At 65.8% G+C, this 22,441-nt stretch carries 19 protein-coding genes; 12 read left to right on the top strand and 7 right to left on the bottom strand.

The genetic code is table 11. The annotated features are described in order from the left end of the window. Window positions 1–83: 83 nt before the first annotated feature. Genes ACQR1D_RS00095 through ACQR1D_RS00085 form a run of 3 tightly spaced genes read left to right on the top strand, consistent with a single transcriptional unit; the run spans window position 84 to window position 3,794 of the window. On the top strand, window positions 84–1,604 hold the full coding sequence (locus ACQR1D_RS00095; RefSeq protein ID WP_434838879.1) for a lipid II flippase MurJ: 1,521 nt from the start codon (window positions 84–86) through the stop codon (window positions 1,602–1,604). Then, window positions 1,601–2,623 (top strand): polysaccharide deacetylase family protein, encoded by a 1,023-nt coding sequence (locus tag ACQR1D_RS00090; RefSeq protein WP_434838880.1) that lies wholly within the window; start codon window positions 1,601–1,603, stop codon window positions 2,621–2,623. The genes ACQR1D_RS00095 and ACQR1D_RS00090 overlap by 4 nt, the downstream gene beginning before the upstream one ends. Next, a complete protein-coding gene (locus tag ACQR1D_RS00085; RefSeq protein WP_434838881.1) occupies window positions 2,616–3,794 on the top strand; it encodes a glycosyltransferase in 1,179 nt (392 codons plus the stop codon). The genes ACQR1D_RS00090 and ACQR1D_RS00085 overlap by 8 nt, the downstream gene beginning before the upstream one ends. On the opposite strand, the gene ACQR1D_RS00080 is transcribed toward ACQR1D_RS00085, so the two are convergent. Continuing rightward, complete coding sequence (locus tag ACQR1D_RS00080; RefSeq protein WP_434884155.1) at window positions 3,795–4,979, bottom strand: glycosyltransferase family 4 protein; 1,185 nt, start codon at window positions 4,977–4,979, stop codon at window positions 3,795–3,797. It lies immediately after the preceding gene. 147 nt (window positions 4,980–5,126) lie between these two features. On the opposite strand from ACQR1D_RS00080, the gene ACQR1D_RS00075 reads away from it, so the two are divergent. The 4 genes from ACQR1D_RS00075 (at window position 5,127) to ipdC (ending at window position 9,576) form a co-directional block, all read left to right on the top strand. After that, window positions 5,127–6,347 carry a hypothetical protein gene (locus tag ACQR1D_RS00075; RefSeq protein ID WP_315800920.1) on the top strand — a complete coding sequence of 407 codons (1,221 nt, stop codon included), beginning with the start codon at window positions 5,127–5,129 and terminating at the stop codon, window positions 6,345–6,347. A 191-nt stretch (window positions 6,348–6,538) separates the two neighbouring features. Continuing rightward, complete coding sequence (locus ACQR1D_RS00070) at window positions 6,539–7,450, top strand: acyl-CoA acyltransferase (RefSeq protein WP_315800644.1); 912 nt, start codon at window positions 6,539–6,541, stop codon at window positions 7,448–7,450. 140 nt (window positions 7,451–7,590) lie between these two features. Continuing rightward, window positions 7,591–7,782 carry a hypothetical protein gene (locus ACQR1D_RS00065; protein WP_434888236.1) on the top strand — a complete coding sequence of 64 codons (192 nt, stop codon included), beginning with the start codon at window positions 7,591–7,593 and terminating at the stop codon, window positions 7,780–7,782. A gap of 156 nt (window positions 7,783–7,938) precedes the next feature. Beyond that, a complete protein-coding gene (ipdC, locus tag ACQR1D_RS00060; RefSeq protein ID WP_315800642.1) occupies window positions 7,939–9,576 on the top strand; it encodes an indolepyruvate/phenylpyruvate decarboxylase in 1,638 nt (545 codons plus the stop codon). Between the two features lie 35 nt (window positions 9,577–9,611). Here the strand turns inward: ipdC and ACQR1D_RS00055 are convergent, their stop codons facing one another. Continuing rightward, entirely contained in the window at window positions 9,612–10,763 is a 1,152-nt protein-coding gene (locus tag ACQR1D_RS00055; RefSeq protein WP_315800641.1) for a hypothetical protein, read from the bottom strand. A gap of 314 nt (window positions 10,764–11,077) precedes the next feature. On the opposite strand from ACQR1D_RS00055, the gene ACQR1D_RS00050 reads away from it, so the two are divergent. Further along, a complete protein-coding gene (locus tag ACQR1D_RS00050; protein ID WP_434893711.1) occupies window positions 11,078–11,683 on the top strand; it encodes a LuxR C-terminal-related transcriptional regulator in 606 nt (201 codons plus the stop codon). A gap of 128 nt (window positions 11,684–11,811) precedes the next feature. Here ACQR1D_RS00050 and ACQR1D_RS00045 read toward each other — a convergent pair whose 3' ends face one another. The 5 genes from ACQR1D_RS00045 to ACQR1D_RS00025 all read right to left on the bottom strand — a co-directional run bounded on the left by ACQR1D_RS00045 (window position 11,812) and on the right by ACQR1D_RS00025 (window position 16,752). Beyond that, entirely contained in the window at window positions 11,812–12,057 is a 246-nt protein-coding gene (locus ACQR1D_RS00045) for a hypothetical protein (RefSeq protein WP_006614403.1), read from the bottom strand. A gap of 246 nt (window positions 12,058–12,303) precedes the next feature. Next, complete coding sequence (locus tag ACQR1D_RS00040) at window positions 12,304–14,859, bottom strand: hybrid sensor histidine kinase/response regulator (RefSeq protein WP_315800639.1); 2,556 nt, start codon at window positions 14,857–14,859, stop codon at window positions 12,304–12,306. After that, a complete protein-coding gene (locus ACQR1D_RS00035; RefSeq protein WP_434838885.1) occupies window positions 14,856–15,179 on the bottom strand; it encodes a response regulator in 324 nt (107 codons plus the stop codon). Before ACQR1D_RS00035 ends, ACQR1D_RS00040 begins: the two co-directional genes overlap by 4 nt. A 223-nt stretch (window positions 15,180–15,402) precedes the next feature. Beyond that, window positions 15,403–15,792 (bottom strand): response regulator, encoded by a 390-nt coding sequence (locus tag ACQR1D_RS00030; RefSeq protein WP_008968243.1) that lies wholly within the window; start codon window positions 15,790–15,792, stop codon window positions 15,403–15,405. 237 nt (window positions 15,793–16,029) lie between these two features. Further along, window positions 16,030–16,752, bottom strand: a complete 723-nt coding sequence (locus tag ACQR1D_RS00025; RefSeq protein ID WP_315800638.1) for a Crp/Fnr family transcriptional regulator — start codon at window positions 16,750–16,752, stop codon at window positions 16,030–16,032. Between the two features lie 669 nt (window positions 16,753–17,421). Here ACQR1D_RS00025 and ACQR1D_RS00020 point away from each other — a divergent pair. The 4 genes from ACQR1D_RS00020 to ACQR1D_RS00005 form a co-directional block, all read left to right on the top strand. Beyond that, window positions 17,422–18,171, top strand: coding sequence for a histidine kinase dimerization/phospho-acceptor domain-containing protein (locus tag ACQR1D_RS00020; protein ID WP_434838886.1), 750 nt, complete (start codon window positions 17,422–17,424; stop codon window positions 18,169–18,171). Between the two features lie 297 nt (window positions 18,172–18,468). Continuing rightward, window positions 18,469–20,016, top strand: a complete 1,548-nt coding sequence (locus tag ACQR1D_RS00015) for a flagellin (protein ID WP_315800636.1) — start codon at window positions 18,469–18,471, stop codon at window positions 20,014–20,016. Between the two features lie 216 nt (window positions 20,017–20,232). Further along, window positions 20,233–20,628: a flagellar biosynthesis repressor FlbT gene (gene flbT / locus ACQR1D_RS00010; RefSeq protein ID WP_315716969.1), complete on the top strand. Its 396-nt coding sequence runs from the start codon at window positions 20,233–20,235 to the stop codon at window positions 20,626–20,628. A gap of 257 nt (window positions 20,629–20,885) precedes the next feature. Next, a partial coding sequence (locus tag ACQR1D_RS00005; RefSeq protein WP_434896494.1) for a chemotaxis protein CheA occupies window positions 20,886–22,441 on the top strand: 1,556 nt, incomplete at its 3' end.

Below are 22,441 nucleotides of genomic sequence, written 5' to 3'. Positions count from 1 at the left end.
GTGCTGCCGTGGCCGAAACTGCTCGAGGACGGACAAGTCCCTGCGCGGTGGATAGGGCCGCAGGCCGTATCGGAGGGGGTCGCATGAGCGCCTCCGGTCCTTCGCTCAAGCGCTTCAGTGCGCTGCTGATCAGCGGTGCGCTGGCCAGCAAGATGCTCGGCTTCGGTCGCGAGGTGCTGATGGCGCATGTGCTGGGCGCCTCGCTCGTCGCCGACGGCTTCCGCGCCGCCATGGCGGCCGTGCTCATCCCGCTCGCGTTCCTGCAGAACGAGAGCGTGCCGGCGATCATGATCCCGATGCATCGCGAGGCGCTGCAGCGGCCTGATGCCGCGCGCAGCCTCGGTGCGCTGACGATCGTCATTGCCGTCGTCTCGAGCCTGGTGACCGCGATCATCCTGCTGCTCGGTGAGCTCTGGGTGAACGCCGTCGTCGGCGGCTTCTCGGCGGAGGGGCGCGAGCTCACCTTGCACTTCGTGCGGATGATGGCGTTCGGCATGCCGGCCTCGGCGGTGCTCAACGTGCTTGCCGCCGGCGAGATCGCGCTTGGCCGCACGCGGTTGACCAATGTCCGTGCCAGCCTGCTCAACGTCGCGGTGATCGGCGGCATCGGCCTGCTGGTTCTGACCGGCGACGCCTACATGCTCGCCTGCGCCTTCACCGTTGCTTTCAATGGCCTCGCCGCCTGGGGCCTGTTGACGCTCTGGCGCGACGGCGCGCTGAGCGTCTCCGGCCTGACCGTCGGCATGGTGATCGAGAAGGGGTTCGAATTCTTCCGCCGGCTGCGGGTCCTGCTGGCGCTGCCGCTGGCCGAGCAGGGCAACGTCTGGATCGAGCGCTTCACGGCATCGCGGCTGACGACCGGCGCCGTCGCGTCGCTGGACTACGCGCGCTCGCTGACCGAGAGCGCGCTGCTGCTGATCAGCCAGCCGCTCGGCATGGCGGTGCTGTCGCAGCACGCCCCGCGCGATCCGCGCGCGCAGACCGAGGCGCTGCTGCGGCCGCTGCTCGCGCTGACCTTGCCGGCCTCGGCGTTCCTGCTGGTCTTCTCGACCGACATCGTCCGTCTGATCTATTTCCGCGGCGCGTTCGGCGACGAGGCCCTGCTGCTGACCTCGCATGCGCTCAAGGGCATCGCCTGCGGCGTCTGGGCTGCGACCCTCGGCTGGATCCTGATCCGTCTGCTCAATGGCGCGGGGCGCAACGGCGTCGCTGCGGTCATCATCGTCTCGGCCTATCTCGCCAACATGGGCTTCAACCTGCTGATGCCGCTGTTCGATCCGTCCCCGGCGGCCGGCATGCAGCTGCTCGGCGTTGGCGAAGCGATCCGTAGCCTCGTGCTGCTGTCGGGCGTGGTGTTCGTGCTCGGCGATGCGCGAAAGCTCCTGCTCGTGATCGGCCTGGCCCTGCTGCCGACCGCATTGATGGTCGTGCTCGGCCTGATGATTCAGACTTCCGTGCCAGGCCTGCTGCCGCGCCTGTTCGCCGGCGGATTGGCGTATCTGCTCTGCCTGGCCCTCGCGATCGGCATCCTGCTGCCGGCCGTGGTGGGCACGGCGCTCCGTCATGTTCGTCGTACGTTCAAGATGAAGGGAGAGCTGAGTTGACCCTGCTGGCCCTCGCTGCCGCCAAGGCGATGATGGCATCCGGTGCCTTCGTCCTTCCTGTCGCCAAGGCCGTCGATCGTGTGCTCGGCCCGCGCGGCTGCTGTTTGACGTTCCATCGCACCGCGCCGGCAGAGCAGTGGGAGCGTCTGCCCAATCGCGACTTCTACGTCGATGTCGACTTTCTCGATCGCTTCCTCAGCTATGTCCTCGACCAGGGTTGGGATGTCGTGACGATCAGTGAGGCGCTGCGCCGGACGGCAAGCGCCGAGCCGTCCGGCCGCTACGTCAACTTCTCGATCGACGACTGCTACCGCGATACGTGCGAGCTGCTGGTGCCGGTGTTCCGCAGGCACAAGGTGCCGGTGACGCTGTTCGTGACGACCGGGATTCCCGACGGCACCTTGCCGCTGTGGGCCGCTGGCCTGGAGGATGCGCTGCGGCACAGGGGCCATGTCACGGTCGACGATGAGAGGATCGCGCTGTCGAGCGACGAGCAGCGCCGCGCGGTGTTCGCGCAGGTCGCCTCGCGCTGGGATGGCCAGCAGGCCGCGGATCGTTACGCCGCGTTCTGTGCCGCCAACGCCATCGACATCGAGGTGATGCATTGGAAACATGCGATCTCCTGGGACATGCTCGAGGCGCTGGCAGCCGACCCCCTGGTCGAGATCGGAGCTCACACCGTCTCGCATGCGCGCATCTCGACGCTGTCTTCCGAAGACGCCCTGCGCGAGCTGGCCGGCGCGCGGCTGCGATTGAACGAGCGGCTCGGCATCGACGTCCGGCACTTCGCGTTTCCCTACGGGCGCGCCGCCGATTGCGGACCGCGGGACTTTGCGCTGGCGCGGCAGGCCGGATTTGCCAGTGCTGCCACCACCCGCAAGGGCCTCGTCAAAGCCGGGCAGGATGCGTTCTCGATTCCGCGCAACACCATGAATGGCGCGCATCGGACGCTGGCGGCGATGGAGCTGCATCTCACGGGCTTCAGCGGGACTGCAGCGAAGGTGATGGGCCGTGTCTAGCAGGGGACGCTTGCGGATCGTCTCGATTGCGCATCCGGCCACCAGCAGCGAGGCCGGCCGGCTGCGCTACCGCCATCTCGCGTCCCGGCCCGACGTCGAGCTGCATCTCGTGGTGCCCGAAGTGTGGAAGGAATTCGGCCGCACCATCACCGCGGCTCACTCCAACGAAGGGTTTCCCATCCATCGCCTCCCGATCCGGCTCCCCGATGCGGGTCCGATGAAATGGTACCTGCACTTCTATCCGGCGCTGCGCCGCCTTTTGCGCGAGCTCGATCCCGACGTGATTCACCTTTGGGAGGAGCCCTGGAGCATCGTCGCGCTGCAGGCGCAGATGCTGCGTGGCCGTGCGGCGCTCGTGCTCGAGGTCGACCAGAACATCCTGAAACGGCTGCCGCCACCATTCGAGGCGATCCGCAAGTTCGTCCTCGGCCGCACCGCCCACATCCTGTCACGCAGTCCCGATGCGGCTGAGGTCGTGAGGGCGTGTGGCTATACGGGTCCGGTGACGCCGATCGGCTATGGCGTCGATCTCGCGACCTTCATGCCGGCGGATGATCGATCGAATGCGACGGCCGGCTCGCCGCTGCGGCTCGGCTATGTCGGCCGGCTGGTGGTCGAGAAGGGACTCGACGATGCGCTCGAAGCGCTCGCGCGCAGCAAGTCGGCGGCGACGCTGAGCATCATGGGCGAAGGTCCGCACGAGCCGCATCTCCGCCGGCGCGTCGCCGAACTTGGCTTGGTCGGGCGCGTCACCATCCAGGGCTGGGCTGCACCCGCTGCGGTCGCAGCTTTTCTGCGCGGCCTCGACGCATTGCTGCTGCTGACGCGCACCACGGACGCGGTGCGCGAGCAGTTCGGCCGGGTGATCATCGAGGCCCAGGCCTGTGCCATCCCGGTGATCGGATCGACCTGCGGAGCGATTCCGGATGTCGTCGGCGACGGCGGCTGGATCGTGCCGGAGCGGGACCCCGGCAGCCTGTGTCGGCTCATCGATGAGCTCAGCGGCCGGCGGGCGGAGCTCGCCGTTCGCAGTGGGGCGGCCCGCGCGAACGTGCTCCGGCGCTTCACCTATGAAGCGGTCGCGGCGGCGATTGAAACGGCATGCCGTGCGGCGCATCAGTCGAGAGCCGCATCCGGCCTCGCCCGCCCACAGCGGCTGCAGACGAATTAGCTAGGCCTTCACCGGCAGCGCCATCGCTGCGTGGCCAGGCTGTCGCTTGGCGGCATCGATCTGCTTGAGCAGTTCGATGTATTGCAGTCCGATCTGGTCCCAGCCATAGGTCTGCGCGGTCGCCCGGGCGCCGTCCTGCAGCCGGCGCATCAGCGCGGGATCGGCGAAGACGGAAGCGAGCTTGGCCGCGATATCGACGGCATCGGCCGTGATGCGGAAGCCGTTGACGCCGTCGTGCAGATAATCCTCGATGCCACCGACCGGCGTTGCGAACACTGGCACTCCGCAGGCCATGGCCTCCATGCAGACCAGCGAGAAGGTCTCATAGCTCGTGGGAAGCACGAAGGCGTCGGCCGCCGAGTACAGCGCGGGCATGTCCGAGCGTGAGCCGGCGAAGATCAGTCGTTGCTGGGCGTTGTGCGTCAGCCTGCGGTAGGGCGCGGGATTGTCCGAGCCGACGACCAGCAGCCAGACGTCGTCGCCGAGCCGATCGAGCGCGCCGATCGCATGCGCCAGTCCCTTGCGGTTGAATTCGTGGCCGGCGAATAGCAGCAGGCGCGCATTGTCCGGGATGCCGAACTCACGCCGGATCGCCTGGCCGCTGGCGGTGTCGCGCTTGAAGCGCGCGAGATCAATGCCGTTGGAGATGACGTGAATGCGGGCGGCCGGCACGCGGAAGAAGCGCTGCAGCTCCGCGGTGACGCGGGAGGACACCGCCACGAACGCCCGATACCGCAGGCCTCCGATCATGAACCGATCGCGTAGCGCGACCCACAGATGCATCGGGTTGAGCATCCAGCGCCAGCTGCCGGCGGCGCGCTTCTCGGCCAGGCTCTGCGCATTGACCGCATGCACGATCAGCACGTCGCCCTTGAGACTGTCGCCGTGGCTGACGACGACGGCGTCGGGGTGCCGCGCCAGCGCCCGTGTCGCGGCCAGGGTGAACAGCGGCACGACAATGGCGCGGCCGATGTACCGGAACAGTCCGCGCGTCGGAATCCGCGCCAGCCACGGCGCGACGCGCTCGACTCTGATCGTGTGTTCGAGATTGTCCGCGACGGTGCTTGCGAGCACGACGTTCGATAAACCATTCCGGCCGAAAACGCGCGCCAGCTCGATAGCGACGGTTTCCACGCCGCCGGCATTGCTTATCTCTTGAACGACCTGGACGATCTCAAACGTCATAACGGACATCTAAGGGATCAGACATTGCGACTTCGTTCCAATCTGCTGGTCATTAGCACAGCCCTTTTAACGTTTTTCACGTCGCCATGGCCGAGCGCTGTCCGCGCAGGCGAAACGAACGCCTCGGCACTGCGGATCGACGAGCGCATCGGCGGCGGCAATCTGGTCACGCATCTGGCCGGCAGGAGCAAGCAGATCTATCAGGCGCTGCACGGCGTTGGTGCCAGGATGGGGCGAATGGACTCCTATGGCTGGCGGACGCTGGCGCGGCTGCCGACACCGCACGATTTCGATGCCGCCATGCTGGAAGCGCACAAGAACGGTATCATGCCGCTGATCCTGCTGGAGTATGAAGGCAGCTATCAGAGCCTCGATCCACCGCAGCCGATCGGGTCCTATCAGGACTGGTTCGCGGCTGGGCAGGCGATGGCAAGACGTTTCCGTCCCGGTGGCGCTTGGGGCCGCGAAAACGGTATTCCCGATTGGGGTGCTACGGTCTTCACCGCAATCAACGAGCCCGATGTGCAGGCCACGATTCCGCGCCAGGACTATCACGACGCGCTGGCCGGACTTGCCGACGGTGTTCACAGCGTCGACCCCAAGCTGCGGGTGGTTCCCGGAGGCTTCGCCACCTGCAACTCGCATGGCGATGCGACGTTGCGCGGCTACGGTCCGGCGATCGCCGATCTGCTTGAGGACGGCCGTCTCGACGGCATCGACCTGCATACCTACTACAATGACAAATGGTATCCGATGACCCACGGCCGCGAGTTCTCGGTGCAGACCTGCTTCGACCGCATCAAGCGGGCGATGGGGCTGAGCCGCGACATCAACTTCTACGCCACCGAGTTCAACGTCGCGCGCGCCGGCGCGTGGGACAGCGAGCCGGACGCGGCGAGATTGTTTCTCAATGCGATCTGGGACCAGCTCGCGGTGGTCGGCAAGGACGGCCGCTCGCCGGTATCCGTGCTGGCGTTTCCGTGGAATCTTGGCGACACGCCCGATGTCGACGGCCTGGCCTATGCGATGGCGACGGGCAAGGATCCCTGGACCCCGGAGGCGCGCAGCCTCGTGGTGAAGACGGTGCTGCAGCTCGCCGGCCACATGAAGATCGTGTCCATCGACCGGCGGCTGGCGCTGTACACGCTGCGCGGAGCCGACGCCGATCTGATCGTGTGGCAGAACATTGCCGGCTGGACCGACCAGCCGGGGCGCGCGGTCGAGCTCGACCTGCCGACATGGACGCGCAGCCTTGAGGTCTGGGGCTGGGATGGCTTGCGGCGCCGGATCGAGGCGAAGCCCGGCCGCTTCTTCGTCGACGGTCTCAATGCCGATGAAACCTACATGTTTCGCATCCCGCGGCCGTGAGCGGCAGCGCCGTTCGCGACGATCATGTCGACGCTGATCGAAGCGTGACGGGTATGGCTCGCGCATTCCATTAACTGAAAAGTAAGGCCAGCAAGACGTGGTTCACTGCCGCCAAAGCCTTTTGCGATAATTGCCGCCATGACGATCCCGCCACGCGACGGTGTGCTGGACCTCTCTCGGGTGATGCTGGAATGCAGCCAATCAAAAAAGCTGAGATTGCAAACGACAGGCCGGCGCCCGCGCGGGCCGTGACCGGCGTTCGCATCCGGGAGATCGGCGCGGCGGATCTGCCGGCGGTCGCCGCACTGCTGACGCGCGGCTTCGCCTTTCGCAGTGAGGCCTATTGGTTGCGCGGACTCGAACGCCACGCGGCGCGCCCGCGGCCGGCCGGCTATCCGGCGTTCGGCTATTGTCTCGACCATGGCGGGGTCCCCGTCGGCGTCATCCTGCTGCTGTTCTCCGCGCTCCGCATCGGCGGTGAGCCGATCGTCAGGGCCAATGTCTCGAGCTGGTATGTCGAGCCGGCGTTCCGTGCCTTCAGCTCGATGCTGGTGCGCGCGGCGACGCGCGACAAGACGGTGACCTATTTCAACATCACGCCGGCCCCGCACACCTGGCCGCAGGTCGAGGCTCAGGGCTTTTCGGTCTACTGCAAGGGACAGGTCTATGCCGCGCTGGCGCTGTCACGACCGCGCCCGGATGTCCGTGTCGATGAATTCTCCGCGGACAATCTGCACGGGCTGTCTCCCGACGAGGCCGAGCTGTTGCGGCAGCATGCGGAGTGGGGATGTCTCAGTCTCGTCGCGCGTGCGGCCGATGCGGCGTATCCGTTCGTGTTTCAGAAGCACCGGGTGATGAATGCGCTGCCGGTGTATCGCCTGCTGTATTGCCGGGATGTCGCCGACCTCGTGCGGCTGGCAGGCAACATCGGCTGGCTGCTGCTGCGGCGCGGCGGCCTGCTGGTGCGGCTCGATGCCAATGCGCCCATCGCAGGGCTGGCCGGCTGGTACTCGGACAAGCGCGGACGCAAATACGCCAAAGGGCCGCATCCGCCGCGTCTCGGCGATCTCGCCTTTACCGAGGCCGCGCTGTTCGACGGCTGAGAGGTGGCAATCGATTGGTTTGCGCGGTCCCGCTGCCGAGGCGGGATACTCGCTCGCGTGGTCCATGGGACCGATGTGACGGTACGCACAGTCCGAGTTGCCGGCATGCGCCATCCTCCTGGCAACGGAGGAGGTCATCCATGTCTTACGTTTTCGAACTCGCGCTGGCGGCGATGCTGCTGTTCTTCTTGTTCCTGCCGATCACCGACCGCAGGACAGTCATGATGAAGCTGTGCATGATCATGACAGTCGCCATCCTGTTCACGGTTACGCTTGCCATGCCGCATGGCGGTGCGCCTTCCGCCCACGCCCTGCTGCTGACGGTGAACTGATGCGGCGTGGGTGAGCTTGGGCCTTGGCGCTCCCTCATGAAGTTTGGACGGGGCGATCCGGACGGCATGGCTCGCCGACCGAGCGGCCGGTGGTTGGCAGTCCGGCCCTCATCGTGTAGCACCGGCTGAACGTCACGCTACGCTCAGGGGATCCGGATGCCTGCTCTTGCCCATGCGCTGCTTGCCGCCCTGAAGGACCACGGCGCCCGCGAGATCTTCGGCATTCCCGGCGACTTCGTGCTGCCGCTGTTCAAGGTCATCGAGGAGAGCAACATCCTGCCGAGCGTCACGCTGAGCCATGAGCCGGCGGTCGGCTTCGCGGCGGATGCGGCGGCGCGCTATCATGGCGGCCTCGGCGTCGCCGTCGTCACCTATGGCGCCGGCGCCTTCAACGTCGTGAACGCGGTCGCCGGCGCCTATGCCGAACGCTCGCCGGTCGTGGTGATCGCGGGCGCGCCCGGTGCGCGTGAGCGCGTCTCCGGCTTCCTGCTGCATCATCAGGCCCGCACCGTCGACACGCAGCTCGCGGTGTTCAAGGAGATCACCTGCGATCAGGCGGTGCTGAGCGATCCGGCCACGGCGCCGGCGCAGATCGCGCGCGTGCTGCGCAGCGCCAAGGAGATGTCGCTGCCGGTGTATCTCGAATTTCCGCGCGACATGGTCGATGCCGAGGTCGAGCCGGTGGCGCCGCTGCCGCCACGGCGGGCCAGCCGCGAGGCGCTCGACGAGTGCGTCGAGGAGATCCTCGCCCGCATCGCGCAGGCAGAGCGTCCCGTGATCGTCGTCGACGTCGAAATCCGCCGCTACGGCGTCGAGGACAGGATCGCCGCGCTGGCGCGCAAGCTCCGCCTGCCGCTCGTGACGACCTTCATGGGTCGCGGCCTGCTCGACAGGGCCGACGATGTCGTCGCCGGCACCTATCTCGGCGCCGCGGGCAATCCGGCGATCACGGAGCTGGTCGAGAATGCCGATCTTGTGCTTATGCTCGGCGTCATCCTCTCGGACACCAATTTCGCGCTGTCGAACCGGGCGCCGGACCCGCGCCGCATGATCCTGGCCGCCAGCCGCGAGGTCCAGATCGGCCATCACACCTATCGCGACATGCCGCTCGGCGATCTGATCGATGCGCTGGACGAGCGCGCGGCACCGCAGGCTGCGGCTCCCGGTCTGCCGCGGCAGCGCTCGGCGTATCCGCGTGGCCTGGCTGCCGATGGCGCGCCGATCGCGCCTTCGGACATCGCGACCGCGATCAACGACATGTTCGATCGCCATGGCCGGATGCCGATGACCTCCGATATCGGCGACTGCCTGTTCACGGCGATGGAGATCGACAACACGGCGCTGGCAGCGCCGGGCTACTACGCCGGGATGGGCTTCGGCGTGCCGGCCGGCATCGGCGTGGCCGCGACCGGGCTTCGTCCGCTGATCCTGGTCGGCGACGGCGCGTTCCAGATGACCGGATGGGAGCTCGGCAATTGCCGCCGCTACGGCCTCGATCCGATCGTCGTGCTGTTCAACAATTGCAGCTGGGAGATGCTGCGCGTGTTCCAGCCGGAGTCGCGGTTCAACGATCTCGACGACTGGCACTATGCCGACATCGCCAATTCCATCGGCGGCACGGGCGAGCGCGTCGCCACCCGCGGCGAACTGGTCGCCGCGCTGGAGCGCGCGGTGCATCGTCGGGGACGGTTCTCGCTGATCGAAGTGATGCTGCCGCGCGGCAAGACCTCGGACACGCTGGCGCGCTTCGTGGCGGGCTTCAAGTCGGCGCGGGAGCGTATGGCGCAGGGCTGAGGATCGGTCCAGGGGCCGCTTCGAACGCGCGGCCGTCAACCGGTTGCCGACCGCAGCACCGTCTTGATCGCATCGCGGCCCTTCCAGGCGAAATAGGTGAGGCGGCCGCCGAACGTGCGATGGCTGCGCAGCCTGTTCGAGCCGAGCACGTGTCCGACCTCTTCGGGGAAGCGCTTGACCTCGGCCTGTACCATCTTGTCGGTATTGGCCATGATGGCGTTCAGGCGCGTCCCCCAGTCCGAGTCCTCGATGCGATCGATGCGGACCTGGATCGCATATTCGATGTCATAGATGCTGGTCAGGATTTCCTTGGCGGTCACGACGCGGTTGTTCTTCAGCGCGATCCGGAGCGCGAGCCGCTTGTCCTCCAGCTGGTCGAGCACCATCGGCACGGTCATCGCGTAGGGTGCCGCGATGACGTCGGCGATGTTCTTCGAACGCGCCGCCTTCGTCGCCAGCCGCATCACCTGCCACGGCTCCTTCAGACGCTTGGCGACGAGCGTCAATGCAAAGGGCACGGCTTCCGGCTGCTTCTTGCGCAGGGCATCGAGCAGCAGCACCATCTTCTTCACCTGCGGATCGTCGAACTCCGCGATCCGGTCCGGCAACGAATCGGCGAACTTTGCAAGTTCCTCACGGGCGCGCAGCGCCTTCATCAGCTTGACGACGTCGTCGAACACCGACGGCGATGCCGTATAGGCCTTCAGCTTGCTGCGGACCTGCTCGATGCCTTCGGCGCGCGCCAGCGTGCCTTCCAGCGACTTCGTCACCTTGGTCTGGAACGCGCTCGCCGTCTGGCGGATCTCGCGCTGCTTGTCCGCGGCGATGAGGTCCTTCATCTGTGCGTTGTAGTCGCGCGCCATGGTCGGCAGCAGATCGCGCGAGATCCATTCCCAGATCGGCGTGAGGGAGCCGCGGGCAATGCGGCCCTCATTGGCATGCTCCGGCGAGCCGTCGATGAGAAGCTGCTCGACCGGCATGAAGAAGTAGCGCGACGGATTGATGGTGCGGTGGCCGCCGGCGCCGTTGTTGTTGCGGATCTCGGCGCGCAGCCGCGCCTGGAGGTCGGCGGATCCCGGCATGTCGACGCCGCTCAGCTCCAGCCGTTCGAGCTCGCTGAGCAGACAGCTTCGTGTCAGCGGTGACAACCGCTGCAGGAATTCCCAGATCCGGTCGACCGGTCCCATTGGCGTCAGGCTGTCAGCTACATGTCAAGGTCGCTCGTCTCCACGGACGGGCACGGAACGCATGGAAGCACGAAACAGTTGGTGCGAAATTAATGTCAGTAAACAATCGTAGGAATGCGCGGCGTCTTGGACAGGCGCCGCCGCGCACGCCGGGGACGGTCTTCCGAAGCCCGGCATCGCGCACCGGCTTAACTATTTCGGCTTGCAACTTTCGGGAGAAAGTATCGACGGTTGCGCGAGTTGCCGGAGAAGCCCGTATTGCTACGGGCGGCAGAATTAACCATGTCAAAGTCGCTGTGGCGCCAGAATGAGGCATGGCACAGCTGAACAACAGCCTATCCGACGATCACGTCGCACCTGCTCCCGGCGGCCTGGAGGTTAACGACCCGGGCCTCCCGGCGCCCCGGTTGCGCGCCCCGGCCCCGCTTGCGGTGGGACAGCAGGACGACCGGGGCACGCTCGCCTTGGCTCGTCAACTGAACGGTTCGCTGACCGCGCTGATGCTCTACATGGAGGAGATCAAGCAGCGCAGTGACGAGATTGCCAGGACGCCCGGCGAGCGCCGGCATGTCCAGGTGGTCGTCGACAATGCGCTGCTACAGACCGAGCGGGTCTGCGCCCTGGTCAACCAGATGTCCGGCGCGCACGGGCAGTTCGGTCAGATGTCGCGGGCGGTGCGGGCTCAGGAGCAGGGCGCGGCGCCCGCACGACCGTCCGGCCGGGCCAGCAAGTCGCTGACCCCGCGCGAGCACGAGGTCCTCAAGCTGATCAGCGAAGGCCATTCGAACAAGGAGGGCGCCTTGCGCATGGGCATCAGCCCCCGCACCTTCGAGAGCCATCGCGCCGAAGCCATGCGCAAGGTCGGCGCGCGCAACACCGCCGAACTCGTCCGCGCAGCACTCCTCAACCAGATCGGATGACGACGGACGAGCGCGAATGCCGCGCTCGCGCCTTCCACCCCGCGGTGCCCCCGCAACGCAGACAACGACAATTGGCGTCCGACCGGCTCGGTCGAACGCGCTGATTGCGGACGCGGACGTCCGTGCTGTCAGAAATAATCCTCGGCGAAGGGGCGAACCCGGGAGGTCGGTCGCAGCGGCGCTTGGGCTTTGGGCGGCGTCGGCACAATCGTAATGGTCCAGCGCGGCGGGACGCTCGCTTCCTTTTCCATGACTGAACGGACGTGGCCGGTGATCGTGGATCCGCCGGATTTCACGGTCGCGGTCCGGCCGTTGAACTGCGCAATTCGGAAACGCCTGACTTCCTTCTGGTCGGCGGTTTCAAAAGTAAACATGGGACACATCTCCTATGTGACCCCAAGTCTGGCAGCTCATGATTAGTTGATTGTGAAAATCGTGAGCCGTAGAAGTACGGCGTCAACCCATTGTAAGGGAATATGAAGATCAGGTTCGGCGAATCCGCGTCGTGAACGTCTCGTTTGCCATCTCGATCGTCCGAGCCCGTCCTCGTCGCCGCGGTGCGCCGTACGGGGACGTCGCGCCGATCGGCATGCGCCATGGAGGCCTGCGGCCTCCCCGCTTCAATATTGCAGCTCCTGGGCGCGGGCGGCGGCGTAGGCGGCCTCGATGTTGTCGAGCAGCTCGGCATACTCCCTGGCGGACAGGCGCGGCGCGCTCTTCTCGAGCGCGAGTGCGTAGGTTGCGAGCCGGCGGTACCCGAAGGTGCCGGCTGCGCTCTTCAGCGAGTGCGCCTCGCGGCCGATCTTGATGCGCTCGCCGTCGAGCGTCAGCTGGCGGAGCTGCTTCAGCCGCGCATCCGTTTCGCTGAAGAACACGTCGCGGATCTCCTGTGCTGCCTCGTCGCCGATCTCGCCGACCAGCTCGGCATAGGCTTCGCGGTCCAGCGCAGCTTCGGGAGCAATTTCGGTGTCGGCGGCAACGTCGGCGGCCGCGGCATCCGGCTGAGCCGGCACCAGCGGGGCGTCCGACGCCGCGGTTTCCGGCACCGGCACCGGAACGGGCAGGGGCAGCACGCGCAGGATCGCCTCCACGAGCGCTTTCTTGCGGGCCGGCTTGACGACGAAGTCGTTCATCCCGGCTTCCCGGCAGGCTCGGATATCCTCCATGAAGGCGTTCGCCGTGAAGGCGATGATCGGCACGTTGGAGCGGCGCTCGCCACGTGCGCGAATGGTGCGGGTCGCCTGGAAGCCGTCCATCTCCGGCATGCGGACGTCCATCAGGATCAGGTCGTAGTTGAAGCGGCTGGCGGCGGTGACGGCCTCGGCGCCGTCGCAGGCCGTGTCGGTCTGGATGTCGAAATCCTTGAGCATCTTGGTCGCGACCAGGCGGTTGGTCGGATTGTCGTCGACCACGAGGACGCGCAGCGGCCGGCCGAACGCCGCGATCCGGTTCTGCAGCGAGGCGTAGATGCCATCGTCGTTCTGCTCTGGCACCGCGACGGTCTCGGCAATCGGCAGCGTCAGGCGGAACGAGAACGTGGATCCGCTGCCCAGCGTCGAGGTGACCTTGATGTCACCCCCCATCTGCTCGATCAGTCGCTTGCAGATCGCGAGTCCGAGTCCGGAGCCGCCGAACCGGCGGCTGATCGAATTGTCGGCCTGGACGAAGTTCGCGAACAGCGAGCCGATCTTGTCGGCGGCAATGCCGATTCCGGTATCGGTCACCGTCCATTCCACGGTCGCCTTCTCGTCATCCTGCTCGATGCAGCGCGTCGTGACGACCACTTCGCCGGACGAGGTGAACTTGACCGCGTTGGAAACCAGGTTGAGCAGGATCTGGCGAATGCGGCCGGCGTCGCCGACCAGCGCCGGCGGCACGGATGGGTCGCCGACGCTCCTCAGCTTCAGGTCCTTGGCGGAAGCCCGCGGCCCGATGATGCTGAGCGTGTTGTGGACCAGGGCCTCGGCGGAGAAGGCGATGTCCTCGAGCGAGAGCTGGCCGGATTCGAGCTTGGAGAAGTCGAGAATGTCGTTGAGGATCTCGAGCAGATTGTCGCCGGCATTGTGGATCGCCACCACCGAGCGGCGCTGCTCGGGATCGAGATTGGTTTCCAGCAGCGTCGTGGCGAGGCCGAGCACCGCGTTCATCGGCGTGCGGATCTCGTGGCTCATCATGGCGACGAAGGTGGACTTCGCCGCGTTCGCGGCCTCGGCGGCCTCGATCAGGTGCTCGTGGCGTTCCCACCAGCGGGAGATCAGGACCGCGGCCGCGAGCACGGCCATCGCGCTCACCAGCGACACGATGACCAGAAGCGTCGCCATGTCACGCCAGGCCTTCAGGACGTCGTGCTCGAATACCGACACCACGATCATCGCGGGATAGTTGGGCAGCATCTTTGCGGCCCGCAGGCGCATCTCGCCGGTTCGTGCGGAGGGCTCGCGCAGCACGCCGCCGGCCGACAGCGCGCGCTGACCGAAGCCGGAGGTCGGCTTGCCGATCTCGCTCGTGGGCGGAAAATGCGCGAGCAGCGTACCGTCCTCGCGGACCAGCGATACCGCGGCATCGAGACCCTGCGCGGTGGAGCCGAAGAAGTTCTCCAGATAGGGTACGGACATGGCGCCGAGCATCATGCCCATGAACTTGCCATTGGAATCGTCGAGCCGGCGGGCAAAATAGATGTTCCAGGTGCCGTCGCCGCGGTTCTGAACCGGTGTGCTGAGGAACGTCTGCAGCGCAGGGTCGGCCTTCAGCGCCTTGAAGTAGTCGCGGTCGGCGATGTTGACGTCCGGGATCGGCCAGTAGCGCGAGAAGTTCAGGAGCCTGCCTTGTGCGTCGATCAGCGTCACCGCATCGATCTGCGGCAGTCCCGCGATTTTCTCCTTGAGCAGGAGGTGGGTCTGATGGTCTGACGCGACATTGCGATACGTCGCAGCGTCGATAGCGCCGCCGCGCACGAGGTAGTCGCGCACGCTCGTGAGCACGAGGTCGACGGACTTCACCGAACGGTCGGCGTTCTCCGCCAGCGTGAGGCTATGGCGGCTGAGATCTTCCTCGGCGTGCTGAAGCGCGTTCTCGCGCAGGTTGGTGAGGAAGAAGAGGTTGCTGCCGGCAATGACGCAGATGAGGATCAGCGCGATCGCTGCAGGCGCTCCCAGAAAGCGCTTCTTTTTGCTCATCGCCTGCTACCAGCCTGCCGCTCTGAAAGCCGCCGGCGATCGGTCTCCTGCGCGATCTGCTTGAGAGCTTGCCGGAACCGCATCAGGTCGATCGGCGTCGAGAAGGGGGGAGCTATGTCGAGCTCGAGAACCTCGGTGCCGGAGCGGTCGCCCAGGGAGGGGTAAGGCGTGACGCAGTCGAAGTCCCTCTTGTGCAGGACGAGCGAGGCGGCGTCGACCGAGCTCACGCCCGTCGTGGCGAGGCCGGCCTGGGCTGCAATCTTTCGCAAGATGGAAAGATGCACGGCGGCATCTTCGATCACGAGGAGTTCGTTGCGCATGAATTCCCTGTCCCGTTGCCACCCTGACATGGTCATCGGCAAGCAGGATTACGTCTATCGGCCGGCTCTGACCCCCTCGTAAATTTTGGTTTCCGTACGACTACGGGGAGGGGGCGGCGATGTATGCGTCCTGCCGACGTCAACCGCGCGGAGTTCGTCCGCCAAAGAGAAAGCGGCCGGACACCGGTCCGGCCGCCGCGCAGGGCATTCAAAGGGGGGTCGGCTATTCGGCCGGGCCGAACACGGCTTCCATCTTGGTCTTGAGCGTCGCAGCATTGAACGGCTTGACGATGTAGTTGCTCACGCCGGCCTTCTTGGCGGCGATGACGTTCTCGGTCTTCGACTCGGCCGTGATCATGATGAACGGGGTCTTCGACAGTTCCGGGCTGGCACGCACCTCGCGCAGCAGGTCGTAGCCGGTCATCGGCTCCATGTTCCAGTCGGAGATCACGAGGCCATACTTCTTGGCCTGCATCTTGGAGAGCGCGGCCGATCCGTCGCTGGCGTCGTCGACGTTCTCGAATCCGAGCTGCTTCAGCAGGTTGCGGATGATCCGGATCATAGTGGCGTAGTCATCGACCACCAGGATCGGCATCGACAGATCAAAGGCCATGTCATTACTCCGCGCGTCTGGTCAAAAGCCGAACACGGGCGAGATATATCAGCACGAAGATTATTCGACGCTTCTTGGAACTCGCGCTCGTCAGCACGTCGACAATTATCAGCGCTCGTTGAACAGCGCGTTAATTCCGTCCGCATCGGTGATGGGGATCATGCGATGGGCCGTAGTTGTACGGAGGCAAGGGCGTTCGGCGAGGCGCCGGCGCGCGACGGCCGGAACGACGCCTGCCTACGGCAGGCTGCGCGGCCGGACCAGATTCTCGTAGTGAGCCTTCACGGCGCCGTAGCACTCACACGCCGTCCTCTTCAGCCCGTCCAGATCGATGATCTCGATATGGCCGCGGCTATAGTGGATGAAGTCGGCCTGCTGCAGCGTGCTCGCCACCAGCGAGACGCTGTTGCGACGGGCACCGATCATCTGCGCCAGCGACTCCTGGGTGATGTAGAGCTTGTTGCCGCCTGAAAGGTCATGCGTCTGCAGCAGGCAACGGGCGAGACGCGACTCGACGGTGTGGGCGGCGTTGCAACCGGCGGTCTGCTGACACTGCACGTAGATGGCGAGTGCGTGGCGCAACATCAGCGCGCGAAACGAGGGGCTCTGTTCGGCGGCTGCCCGGACCCTGTCGATGTCGACGACCGATGCAGCACCGGGAACGAGGACCGCCGCGCTGTTCAGCACCACCGGATCGCTGCCTGCGAGCAGGGACATGCTTCCGAAGAGACTATCGCGACCGATCATGGCCACCTGAACGCGCTCTCCGCGCGCGAGGTTCACGACCAGCGAGATGACACCGCGATGGGGGAAGTAGATGCGTGTCAGCTTTTCGCCGACCTCGGCGAGAACGGAGTCTTGCACCAGATCCACGGTCCGCAGATAGGGTCGGATCAGCTCGAAATCATCGTCGGACAGCGACGACAGGAAGCCGTTCGGAGAACGCAAGCTGGGGTCCAAAGCCATCTCCTGCATTGCAGTAACGAAGCCTCGCAGATCTCAATGCCCTCATGGTTCCATAGAACTGCGTCCCATCCGCTGACAAGAAGAATCGCGGGTAATATTCCCAGTAAAGACCATTCGCTCCTGCTGTGTGCGTTGTCGTGCAGACGGGCGCGAATGCGCGTTGCGGATTCAAGCCATCAACGTGTGTGCGATGTGCTGGTCTGACCGCGCGCGGTTGTATACAGTCGGCACGCATCGGCCCCCGCCTCGGCTCGTGAAGGCAGCGCAGCACGCTTGCGGCGAATGTCTCGTTGCTCCGGGCGCCGCAGCTCCGCCGGGCACGGCACCACGTAGCAAGCGCCGCAATTGACAGCGGACATCTTGAAGCCAAAATCGCTAATAAGCGCGCTGATTCGTTGACGGATCTTTTTCTGTCGGATGCAACTCTCGTCGCGAGTGGAGGCATCGGCCGGTGTCCTGCGACTGGCGGTGACGAGGTTGTCGTCATGGCAGGAGCAGGAGTCCGACTGATGCTGCATCCAGCCGGGGCGCGATCGATGGTCAGCGATGAGACTGAGCGCCAAGGCTGAGCGTCAAGACGAAGCTGAACATTGCAGCGGCGTCCGTTCATTTGCGTTCCGATAGCCCCGCCGTCCTCCCCCCCAAACAGGTATTGCAGGATTCATGGCTTCTTCCACCTACCAGCGGTCCAATCAGTCGCTGCCGAGCCCGAGCGCAGACATTCCGGCTGCAGCGACGCCCGACATCCATCCAGGGATGGCCATCGTCGGTCAGGTTGCCGGTGGCCTGCTGCACGACTTCAACAACATTCTCACCGTGATCACGGGGACCATCGACATCCTCGCCGAGGCGGTCGAGGACAAGCCCGAACTGGCGGCCGTCGCGCGTCTGATCGACGAGGCTGCGACCCGGGGCGCTCGATTGACGTCGCAGCTTCTGTCGTTCGCAAGGGGCCGACCGCCGCAGCCATGTGCGGTGGAGTTGAACGAGCTCCTGGTCGACGTCGCTCGCCTGCTTCGTCCGACATTGGGTACCGGGGTCGAGGTGACGACATCGGTGGGCGCGGACGTGCCGGCCGTCTTCGCCGATCCGGGTCAGCTGATGGCGGCACTGCTGTGTCTTGCGATCGGTGCGCGGCATCGACTGGAGCATGGCGGCCGCATCGATATCCAGGCCAGGCGCATGAGGGTCGACGGCTCGGGCGCCGGCGGCAACTCCTCCGACGTGCAGATCGTGTTGACGGCGTCAGCGGGCGCGGCGGACGCGGCTCCAGCCGATGCGGTATTCTCGGAGATCCGGCTGGTCGAGGACTTCGTCAGGCGCTCGAATGGGCGACTGGAGCTCAAGGAGCCGCACGGCCCGGCCGCCAGCGTCGAGATCGTCCTCCCGTGCGCCGACCGCGCCCCCTCCTGACCTGCCACCCTTCCCCAAGCTCTTGGTTAGCGCTGCCTTAACGGTCGCACCGCGCATTGGCGTGGGCCGGCCGCAAGGCCTGCGTTTGCGCGCCATTTTACCGCGAATTCCGGCGATCTGCGCGCATTTGATCGAGCTGATTAGCGGCCAATTAGCATTAACGGCGGCAGCGGATGCCCCGAGGGGCCGTTCCGAAGTCAATTTAACGAACGGGTAGGATTCCGCGGACCAGTCTGCGCCATCGCCGACAGAACGGTGCGGCGATGTCTACTCATGTTCATCCAGAAGGGAATGACAATGTCAGGTATCGTACTCTCTGCGTCGGTTCGCCAGAACCTGCTCTCGCTCCAGTCGACGGCTCAGCTCCTCGCGACCACGCAGAACAACCTCTCCACGGGCAAGAAGGTCAACTCGGCTCTCGACAATCCGACCAACTTCTTCACTGCCCAGGGTCTCGACAACCGCGCTTCCGACATCTCCAATCTGCTCGACGGCATCGGCAACGGCGTGCAGGTGCTGCAGGCCGCCAACACCGGCATCACCTCGCTGCAGAAGCTCGTCGACAGCGCCAAGTCGATCGCCAACCAGGTGCTGCAGAGCGCGGTGGGCTACTCCACCAAGTCGAGCGTGACCTCGGCGGCTCTGACCGGCGCGACCGCCACCGACCTGCTGGGCTCCAGCTCGACGGCGGTGACCGGCTCGGTCGTGCAGAACGACAACACGACGCCGGCGGCGATCACCGGCTCGACCAAGCTGTCGGGTACGTCGGGCAGCTCGTCGAACGATCTGTCCACCGGCATCACCTCGGGCGAGACGCTGGTCGTCAACGGCACCACCTTCACCTTCGTCACCGGCACGTCCTCGACGGGCACCAACATCGGCATTGGCGACAGCGTCAGCAATCTGCTCTCGGCGATCCAGACCCAGACCGGCGTCACCGCGTCGATCACCGCGGGTGCGATCACCCTGACGCCGCCGGCGTCCGGATTGACGCTCTCGGGCAGCACCGGCACCTTGGCCAAGCTCGGACTGACTGCCGTCGGCGATGGCCTATCCGGACAGACGCTGACTGTCGGCGCCACAGGAGGTGGCACGGCGACCAGCATCACGTTCGGCCTCGGGACAGGGCAGGTCAAGTCGCTGAACGATCTCAACGCCAAGCTCGCAGCCAACAACCTGCAGGCCACCGTTGACTCGTCCACCGGCAAGATCTCGATCACCACGACCAACGACGCGGCTTCGGCCACGATCGGCGCGATCGGTGGTACGGCGGCTGCTTCCAGCCAGTCCTTCAACGGCCTGACGGCGGCGGCTCCGGTGGCGGACGCGACTGCTCAGACGCAGCGCGCGAGCCTGGTCTCCCAGTACAACAACGTGCTGGCGCAGATCAACACGACCGCGGCTGACGCCTCGTTCAACGGCATCAACCTGCTGAACGGCGACACGCTGAAGCTGACCTTCAACGAGACCGGCAAGTCGACGCTGTCGATCACCGGTGTCACGTTCAACTCGGCGGGCCTCGGCCTCTCGACGTTGACCTCGGGCACCGACTTCCTCGACAACAACTCGGCGAACAAGGTCATCGGCGTGCTCAACTCGGCGAGCTCCACGCTGCGCAACGAGGCCTCGACGCTGGGTTCGAACCTCTCGGTCGTGCAGGTTCGTCAGGACTTCAACAAGAACCTGATCAACGTGCTGCAGACCGGTTCGTCGAACCTGACGCTGGCCGACACCAACGAGGAAGCGGCCAACAGCCAGGCGCTGTCGACCCGCCAGTCGATCGCGGTGTCCGCGCTGTCGCTCGCCAACCAGTCGCAGGCGAGCGTGCTGCAGCTGCTGCGCTAAGGCGCGGACGGCACCCACGAATATCGGAGGCGGCGGGGCTTGCCCCGCCGTTTTCGGCTCTAGACTATTCGCAAATTGACGCCGCTCGGCTGCGGCGCCGGATCAGCCGGACAGCGAGCACGAGAGCAACGTCGTGTCGACGCGAGTGCAGCCTGCCGACGACGCCGCTCCCGAGAGGAGACTCCCGAGAGGAGCCTTCTGAGAGGAGACTGGGCCATGCCCCTGCGGGTCGAGCTGAAGCCTTTCGAGCGCATCGTGATCGGCGACAGTGTCATCGTGAATTCGAACACGCGCGCCCGCTTCATCGTCGAAGGCGACGCGCCTATCCTCCGCGAGCGTGACACCGTCACCGCCGAGACCGCCGATACGCCGGCCAAGCGCCTCTACCTCTGCGTCCAGACGATGTATCTGAAGAACGACGCGATCCGTTATCGCGCGTCCTATCTCGCCTGTATGAACGAGTTGCGCAGGGCGATTCCGGAAGCCGCCGGCCAAGCCGAGATGGTGGATCGCCATGTCACGGAAGGAGCGCTGTACAAGGCGCTGAAGGAGATCAGGGCGCTGATCGAGCGAGAGGATCGCGCAGTCGCGCCGGCAGAAGCGATGCCTTGACATTCCGGCCGCGGAAAGGGGCCGGGCTCACCTCAGCCTGAGAGGTCGGTGCTACGTCCGTATTAGCACGGACGATAAAATTAACGGGACGGATAAAAGCCCCACCTAACGATGGCTTGGACGAAAGTCTGTTCAGCCGAGTCGGCGAGGGCCGGGTATCGATCCGCGCTGCTGGTGAAGGCCGGGACCGACCGTCGCTCTGACAGGATCAGCGGTCGCCCCGTGACCGCGGCGCCAATTCTTGGAAGGCCAGTTTCATGGACGATCTGTTGCGTGAGTTCCTGACGGAGACCAGCGAGAGCCTGGATACCGTCGACAATCAATTGGTGCGGTTCGAGCAGGAGCCGAACAACGCCAAGATCCTCGATAACATCTTCCGGCTGGTGCACACGATCAAGGGGACCTGCGGTTTCCTCGGCCTGCCGCGGCTCGAGGCGCTGGCGCATGCCGCCGAAACCCTGATGGGCAAATTCCGCGACGGCATGCCGGTCACCGGCGAGGCCGTGACGCTGATCCTCACCACCATCGACCGCATCAAGGACATCCTGGGACAGCTCGAGGCCAACGAGGCCGAGCCGGAGGGCGAGGACCGCGACCTCATCAGCGAGCTCGAAGCCATGGTCGAGCGCGGCATGGCGGCCATGGCCGCCGGCGAGGCCGCGCCACCGCTCGCGCCCGCGCCGCCCGCACCGCCGCCAGCCCCCGCGGTAACGCACGGCTCGCTGATCGACCAGACGCTGGAGCGTCCGCTGCGTCCGGGCGAAGTGTCGCTCGACGAGCTGGAGCGCGCCTTCCGCGAGACCGCGATCGAGATGCCGCCCGCGCATGAGAAGGCGCCTGAGCCCAAACCCGCTGCCCCGGCGCCGGTCGCCAAGGCCGGGCCTGCCAAGGCGGAAGCAGAGGCCAAGGCCGAGCCGAAGAAGGCGGCGCGGCCGAAGGCCAATGCCGACGGCGAGGTGCACGAGAACGACAAGGTCGCCAACCAGTCGATCCGCGTCAACGTCGACACGCTCGAACATCTGATGACGATGGTCTCCGAGCTGGTGCTGACGCGCAACCAGCTGCTCGAGATCGCCCGCCGCAACGAGGACACCGAGTTCAAGGTGCCGCTGCAGCGGCTGTCCAACGTCACCGCCGAGCTGCAGGAGGGCGTCATGAAGACGCGCATGCAGCCGATCGGCAATGCCTGGCAGAAGCTGCCGCGCATCGTCCGCGACCTCGCGACCGAACTCGGCAAGCAGATCGAGCTCGAGATGCACGGCGCCGACACCGAGCTCGACCGCCAGGTGCTCGACCTGATCAAGGACCCGCTCACCCACATGGTGCGCAACTCCGCCGATCACGGCCTGGAGACGATGGCCGAGCGCGCCGCGGCCGGCAAGGCCGAGCAGGGCACGATCCGGCTCTCCGCCTATCATGAAGGCGGCCATATCATCATCTGCATCGCCGACAACGGCCGCGGCCTCAACACCGAGCGCATCAAGGCCAAGGCCCTGGCGAACGGCCTCGTCACCGAGGCCGAGCTCGAGAAGATGACCGAAGCGCAGATCCACAAGTTCATCTTCGAGCCGGGCTTCTCGACCGCGGCCGCCGTCACCTCGGTCTCGGGCCGCGGCGTCGGCATGGACGTGGTGCGCACCAACATCGACCAGATCGGCGGCACCATCGACATCAAGTCGGTGGTCGGCGAGGGCACCTCGGTCACCATCAAGATCCCGCTGACGCTCGCGATCGTCTCGGCGCTGATCGTCGAAGCCGGCGGCGACCGCTTCGCGATCCCGCAGCTGTCGGTCGTCGAGCTGGTGCGCGCGCG

The organism is Bradyrhizobium sp. HKCCYLRH2047, from assembly GCF_051168175.1.
Taxonomy (GTDB): Bacteria; Pseudomonadota; Alphaproteobacteria; order Rhizobiales; family Xanthobacteraceae; genus Bradyrhizobium.
This window is presented reverse-complemented; position numbering and strand designations above follow the sequence as displayed.

What these genes read in the sequence shown, in the direction of transcription:
- ACQR1D_RS00095 (WP_434838879.1), top strand. Translation starts at nt 84, where the DNA reads ATGAGCGCCTCCGGTCCTTCGCTCAAGCGCTTCAGTGCGCTGCTGATC.
- ACQR1D_RS00080 (WP_434884155.1), bottom strand. Translation starts at nt 4,979, where the DNA reads ATGACGTTTGAGATCGTCCAGGTCGTTCAAGAGATAAGCAATGCCGGC.
- ACQR1D_RS00070 (WP_315800644.1), top strand. Translation starts at nt 6,539, where the DNA reads ATGCAGCCAATCAAAAAAGCTGAGATTGCAAACGACAGGCCGGCGCCC.
- ACQR1D_RS00065 (WP_434888236.1), top strand. Translation starts at nt 7,591, where the DNA reads ATGTCTTACGTTTTCGAACTCGCGCTGGCGGCGATGCTGCTGTTCTTC.
- ipdC (WP_315800642.1), top strand. Translation starts at nt 7,939, where the DNA reads ATGCCTGCTCTTGCCCATGCGCTGCTTGCCGCCCTGAAGGACCACGGC.
- ACQR1D_RS00055 (WP_315800641.1), bottom strand. Translation starts at nt 10,763, where the DNA reads ATGGGACCGGTCGACCGGATCTGGGAATTCCTGCAGCGGTTGTCACCG.
- ACQR1D_RS00050 (WP_434893711.1), top strand. Translation starts at nt 11,078, where the DNA reads ATGGCACAGCTGAACAACAGCCTATCCGACGATCACGTCGCACCTGCT.
- ACQR1D_RS00045 (WP_006614403.1), bottom strand. Translation starts at nt 12,057, where the DNA reads ATGTTTACTTTTGAAACCGCCGACCAGAAGGAAGTCAGGCGTTTCCGA.
- ACQR1D_RS00040 (WP_315800639.1), bottom strand. Translation starts at nt 14,859, where the DNA reads ATGAGCAAAAAGAAGCGCTTTCTGGGAGCGCCTGCAGCGATCGCGCTG.
- ACQR1D_RS00035 (WP_434838885.1), bottom strand. Translation starts at nt 15,179, where the DNA reads ATGCGCAACGAACTCCTCGTGATCGAAGATGCCGCCGTGCATCTTTCC.
- ACQR1D_RS00030 (WP_008968243.1), bottom strand. Translation starts at nt 15,792, where the DNA reads ATGGCCTTTGATCTGTCGATGCCGATCCTGGTGGTCGATGACTACGCC.
- ACQR1D_RS00020 (WP_434838886.1), top strand. Translation starts at nt 17,422, where the DNA reads ATGGCTTCTTCCACCTACCAGCGGTCCAATCAGTCGCTGCCGAGCCCG.
- ACQR1D_RS00015 (WP_315800636.1), top strand. Translation starts at nt 18,469, where the DNA reads ATGTCAGGTATCGTACTCTCTGCGTCGGTTCGCCAGAACCTGCTCTCG.
- flbT (WP_315716969.1), top strand. Translation starts at nt 20,233, where the DNA reads ATGCCCCTGCGGGTCGAGCTGAAGCCTTTCGAGCGCATCGTGATCGGC.